Origin of the sequence: Streptomyces sp. SID11385 (assembly GCF_010548245.1) — a bacterium.
GTDB lineage: Bacteria > Actinomycetota > Actinomycetes > Streptomycetales > Streptomycetaceae > Streptomyces.
The window spans coordinates 1-5,607 of sequence record NZ_JAAGLR010000568.1; the positions used below are offsets into that span (position 1 = coordinate 1).

3 protein-coding genes are annotated in these 5,607 nt (G+C 71.4%); 2 read left to right on the forward strand and 1 reads right to left on the reverse strand.

What is annotated here, in order from left to right; genetic code table 11:
- The coding region (locus G3I42_RS17315; RefSeq protein ID WP_164286990.1) for a peptidoglycan recognition protein at positions 1–1,632 on the forward strand (1,632 nt) is incomplete at its 5' end.
- 249 nt (positions 1,633–1,881) lie between these two features.
- Here G3I42_RS17315 and ppdK read toward each other — a convergent pair.
- Entirely contained in the window at positions 1,882–4,677 is a 2,796-nt protein-coding gene (gene ppdK / locus G3I42_RS17320; protein ID WP_164286992.1) for a pyruvate, phosphate dikinase, read from the reverse strand.
- Positions 4,678–5,315: 638 nt separating this feature from the next.
- On the opposite strand from ppdK, the gene G3I42_RS17325 reads away from it, so the two are divergent.
- Positions 5,316–5,607, forward strand: a 292-nt coding sequence (locus G3I42_RS17325) for a methyltransferase domain-containing protein (protein WP_164286994.1), incomplete at its 3' end; no start/stop codon positions are given.

Sequence of the window (5,607 nt, forward strand, 5' to 3'; positions counted from 1 at the left end):
CCCACGGCCCCCGCCTCGCCCTCCGAGCCCTCCGCGCCCTCCGCGCCCGCCAAGCCGACGGCGACGTCACCCGCCGCGAGCGCCACGGCCGCCCCGCCGCCCACGGCACCCGCGTCCACGGCCCCGCGCCCGCCGATCGTGACCCGCGCGCAGTGGGGCGCCGACGAGTCGATGGACGACGAGGCCCCCGAGTACGGCACCAAGGTGTCGGCGGTCTTCGTCCACCACACGGTCGACGCCAACGCGTACTCGTGCGACCAGTCCCCCGCCATGGTGCGCGCCATCCGCACGTACCACATCAAGACGAACGGCTGGAAGGACATCGGGTACCACTTCCTCGTCGACAAGTGCGGCACGATCTTCGAGGGCCGCAAGGGCGGCGTGGACCTGCCGGTGATCGGCGCGCACACGTACGGCTTCAACACCGACACGACCGGCATCGCCGTCCTCGGCGACTACAACAAGGCGGCGCCGTCCTCGGCGGCGAAGACGGCGATCGCGCGGATCGCCGCGTGGAAGCTCGGGCAGTACAAGGAGGACCCGACCGGCAAGGTCGGGCTGGTCGCCGGGGCGGACGGCTCCGGGACCGGCGGCAAGTTCAAGAAGGGGCAGACGGTCACCCTCAACCGGATCTCGGGCCACCGCGACGGTTACGCGACCGAGTGCCCCGGTACGCAGCTCTACGCCGCGCTCCCCGAGATCCGCACCCTCGCGGGCGGCTCCGTCGCCGGGCTGAGGATCACCGGCTTCACCGGGGCGGGCGTCTCGGGCACGAAGGCGTGGACGAAGGGCTCGGCGACCGTGCGCTGGTCGGCGACGACGCCGAGCACGCTGGTGAACCGCTACGAGGTGCTGGTCGACGGCAAGGTCGCCGTCACCGCGAAGGCCACGGCGACCTCGGCGGCGCTGACCTTCGCCTCCGGCACGCACACGGTCGCGGTGCGCGGGACACACGTCTCCGGCAAGGCGAGCACGACGGCGGCCACGACGGTCGTGGTCGACAGGACGGCGCCCTCCTTCGCCACCAAGCCCTCGACCGCGCTGCGCACGGGCACGGTGGGCAGTACGTCCGTGCCGGTCACGCTCAAGTGGGCGGCGACGGACGCGGCGGCGCTCAAGGAGGTCCGGCTCACGAAGCCGTCCGCCGTGACCTACGGGCCCACGACGAAGAGCGCCTCGCTCACCGCGAAGCCCGCCACCACCACGACGTGGTCGCTCACCGCGTACGACCAGGCGGGCAACACCGCCTCGGCGAGCACCACTTCGGCCCCCGCGATCCTCCAGGAGAGCAGCGGCAAGAAGACGGGGAAGTGGACGACGAAGTCCTCGTCGAGCTACCTCGGCGGCAAGTCGTACAGCTCCTCGGCGAAGAACGCCTCGCTCACCTACACCTTCACGGGGCGCGGCGCCTCGCTCGTCTTCTCGCGCGCGTCGACCTCGGGGCAGGTGTACGTGTACGTGGACGGCGCGAAGAAGGCGACGGTCGACCTGAAGTCGGGCACGACCAAGTACCGCGACGCGCAGTGGACCACGGCGTGGTCGAAGAGCGGCAAGCACACGGTGAAGGTGGTCGTGGTGGCGACGAAGGGCCGCCCGACGATCACGACGGACGGCCTGGTGTATCTGAAGTGAGCTGCGGGGCCGCCCGGTTCGCGGACCGGGCGGCAGCCCCGCCCGTGTGAACCGGGCCAGGTCCCGTACGCGAGACGCCCGCACGAGCCCGCGCCCGCACGGCGAAGGAGCGGCACCCCCGCACAGGGTGCCGCTCCTTCGTGCTCCGGGTGCCTCCCGCGCCCCGCCCCGGTGAGGGTGGGACGGGCGGGGGCGGGGGCGGCCCGGGGCGGGGACCCCGCGAGGGGTGGTCCGTGGGGGCCGGTGGGCTCAGGCGGTCGTGTCCTTCTCCGGCTTCGCGGCGGCGCGGGCCGCCTCCAGGCGGGCGACCGGGATGCGGAAGGGCGAGCAGGACACGTAGTCGAGGCCGACCTCGTGGAAGAAGTGGACCGACTCCGGGTCGCCGCCGTGCTCGCCGCAGACGCCGAGCTTGAGGTCGGGGCGGGTCGCGCGCCCGGCGCGGGCCGCGTCGGCGACGAGCTTGCCGACGCCGTCGCGGTCGATCGTCTCGAAGGGCGAGACGCCGAAGATGCCCTTCTCCAGGTACGCGGTGAAGAAGCTCGCCTCGACGTCGTCGCGCGAGAAGCCCCAGACCGTCTGCGTGAGGTCGTTGGTGCCGAAGGAGAAGAACTGCGCGGCCTCGGCGATCTGCCCGGCGGTGAGCGCGGCGCGGGGCAGCTCGATCATCGTGCCGAGCGAGATCCCGAGGTCGGTGCCCTGCTCGGACTCGATCGAGGCGATGACCTCCTCGGCCTCCTCGCGGACGAGTTCGAGCTCCTGCACGGTGCCCACGAGCGGGATCATGATCTCGCCGCGCGGGTCGCCGCCGTTCTCGCGGCGGTGCGCGGCGGCCTCCGCGATGGCCCGTACCTGCATCGTGAACAGGCCGGGGATGACGAGGCCGAGGCGCACGCCGCGCAGGCCGAGCATCGGGTTCTGCTCGTGGAGGCGGTGGACGGCCTGGAGGAGGCGGAGGTCGTTCTCGTTGGCGTCCTTCCGCGATTCGGCGAGCGCGACCCGTACGGACAACTCCGTGATGTCCGGCAGGAATTCGTGGAGCGGCGGGTCCAGGAGGCGGACGGTGACGGGGAGTCCGTCCATCGCCTCGAACAACTCGATGAAGTCCTGCTTCTGGAGCGGGAGCAGTTCCTCAAGCGCCTCCTCGCGCTCCTTGTCGGTGTCGGCGAGGATCAACGACTCGACCAGGGTGCGGCGTTCGCCGAGGAACATGTGCTCGGTGCGGCACAGGCCGATGCCCTGGGCGCCGAAGCGGCGGGCGCGCAGCGCGTCGGCGGCGTTGTCGGCGTTGGCGCGCACGCGCAGGCGGCGGGTGCGGTCGGCGTAGGCCATGATCCGGTGGACGGCGGCGACGAGTTCGTCCGCCTCGTCGGCGCCCGCGTGCATCCGGCCCTCGAAGTACTCGACGACGGGCGAGGGTACGACGGGTACCTCGCCGAGGTACACACGGCCGGTCGAGCCGTCGATCGAGACGAGGTCGCCCTCCTCCACGACGGTGCCCTCGCTCGTCGTGAGGCGGCGCCGCTTGGTGTCGACCTCCAGTTCCTCGGCGCCGCAGACGCAGGTCTTGCCCATGCCGCGCGCGACGACGGCGGCGTGCGAGGTCTTGCCGCCGCGCGAGGTGAGGATGCCCTCGGCGGCGATCATGCCGTCGAGGTCGTCGGGGTTGGTCTCGCGGCGGATGAGGATGACCTTCTCGCCGGAGCGGGACCACTTGACGGCGGTGTACGAGTCGAAGACGGCCTTGCCGACGGCCGCGCCGGGCGAGGCGGCGATGCCGCACGCGACCGCCTCCGCGCTCGACTTCTCGTCGAAGCGCGGGAACATGAGCTGGGCGAGCTGGCCGCCGTTGACGCGCTGGAGCGCTTCGGCCTCGGTGATGAGGCCCTGGTCGACGAGCTGGGTCGCGATGCGGAAGGCGGCGGCGGCCGTGCGCTTGCCGACGCGGGTCTGGAGCATCCACAGCTTGCCGCGCTCGATCGTGAACTCGATGTCGCACAGGTCCCGGTAGTGGTTCTCCAGGGTCTCCATGATGCGCATCAGCTCGTCGTACGAGGGCTTGTCGATGCCTTCGAGGTCGGCGAGCGGCACGGTGTTGCGGATGCCCGCGACGACGTCCTCGCCCTGCGCGTTCTGCAAGTAGTCGCCGTAGACGCCCTGGTGGCCGCTGGCGGGGTCGCGCGTGAAGGCGACGCCCGTGCCGGAGTCGGGACCGAGGTTGCCGAAGACCATCGAGCAGACGTTGACGGCGGTGCCGAGGTCGTGCGGGATGCGTTCCTGGCGGCGGTAGAGCTTGGCGCGCTCGGTGTTCCACGAGTCGAAGACGGCGTGGATCGCGAGGTCCATCTGCTCGCGCGGGTCCTGCGGGAAGGCGCGGCCGGCCTCGCGCTCGACGAGCTTCTTGTAGCTCTTGACGAGCTTCTTCAGGTCGGCGGCGTCGAGGTCGACGTCGGTCGCGGCCTTCTTCGCCCTCTTCGCCGACTCCAGGGCCTCTTCGAAGAGTTCGCCGTCGACGCCGAGCACGGTCTTGCCGAACATCTGGATCAGGCGGCGGTAGGAGTCCCAGGCGAAGCGCTCGTCGCCGGCCTGCGCGGCGAGCCCCGCCACGGAGGCGTCCGAGAGGCCGATATTCAGGACGGTGTCCATCATCCCTGGCATCGAGAACTTGGCGCCGGAGCGGACGGAGACGAGCAGCGGGTCGTCGGCCTGGCCGAGCTTCTTGCCCATCGCGGTCTCCAGCGCGTCGAGGTGCGCACTGACCTCGTCGCGCAGGGCCGCGGGCTCCTTGCCGCTCTCCAGGTACGTCTTGCACGCCTCGGTGGTGATGGTGAATCCGGGCGGGACCGGCAGGCCCAGGTTCGTCATCTCGGCGAGATTCGCGCCCTTGCCGCCGAGGAGATCCTTCAGGTGACGGTTGCCCTCGGTGAAGTCGTAGACGAATTTCGGCGTCTCCCGCGCCTCGCGCGGCGTCTCGGGAGCGGACGCGACGGACGTGCCCGCACCGGCACGGCCTGCGGCCTCGGGGTGCTGCTGCTTTGTTGACGACACGGGACTGACTCCTCGCGGCTGACTGCCCTGACGGCGAGGAACATACCCAGATCCAAGGTGATCCGGCACCTGGACCTGGGGGTCATGCGGGCACAACGCGCCGCCCGCCAGGAGATCGAAAGTGCCGTCAGGGAGGGGCGCGGGAGGGCGCGCGCTTCAAGCCCTGAAAACGGAAGATGTAGCTCCGGTAAATTCCGCTCGGATGAGCAGGGGTTGTCGTCATTTGCGTTCACTTCCTGAAGCCAGGCGAGATGGCACGCGGTGCCACGCTTCGGGAGCCGAAAACCCACCTCTGGCGCTCATCTGAGTTAAACCACTCTCAGACGTGGCGCGAATCACCCGGAAATCCGGCCTTGAAGGACCACGATGCGGACACGGGTGCGAGCCGGACGTACGGCCATACGGGTGAGCGCGGGTGCGGAGGACCGGGGGCGACATCGAGTGCCGGGAAAGCGGTCCGGGGCGCTCCGAGAGCGTCGCCGATCACGGAGAGTCGCGAAATGCCGGGCCGAGTGGCGGGGAGGGGCCGGGGCGCGGAGGCTGGAGCGGTGGCAGACCCGCTCCCCGGAGGAGCGGTGGCAAAGGTCCGCTCCCCGGAGGAGCGGTGGCGAAGGTCCGCTCCCCCGGAGGTACGCGTGATGGCGGTTGCCCCTCCTCTCCCCCTTGGGCTCGACGGCCTGTGGACGCTGCCCGGCGTCTACGCGCCGCAGGCCGACACCCACCTGCTCGCGCGGGCCCTCGGCACCGAGCCGATCGGCCCGGACACCCACGTGCTCGACCTGTGCACCGGCAGCGGGGCGCTCGCCCTGCTCGCCGCGCGGCGCGGCGCGCGGGTCTGCGCGACGGACCTGTCCTGGCGGGCGGTGGTCTCGGCGCGGATCAACGCGGCACGGGCCGGGCAGCGGGTGCGGGTGCTGCGCGGGGACCTCT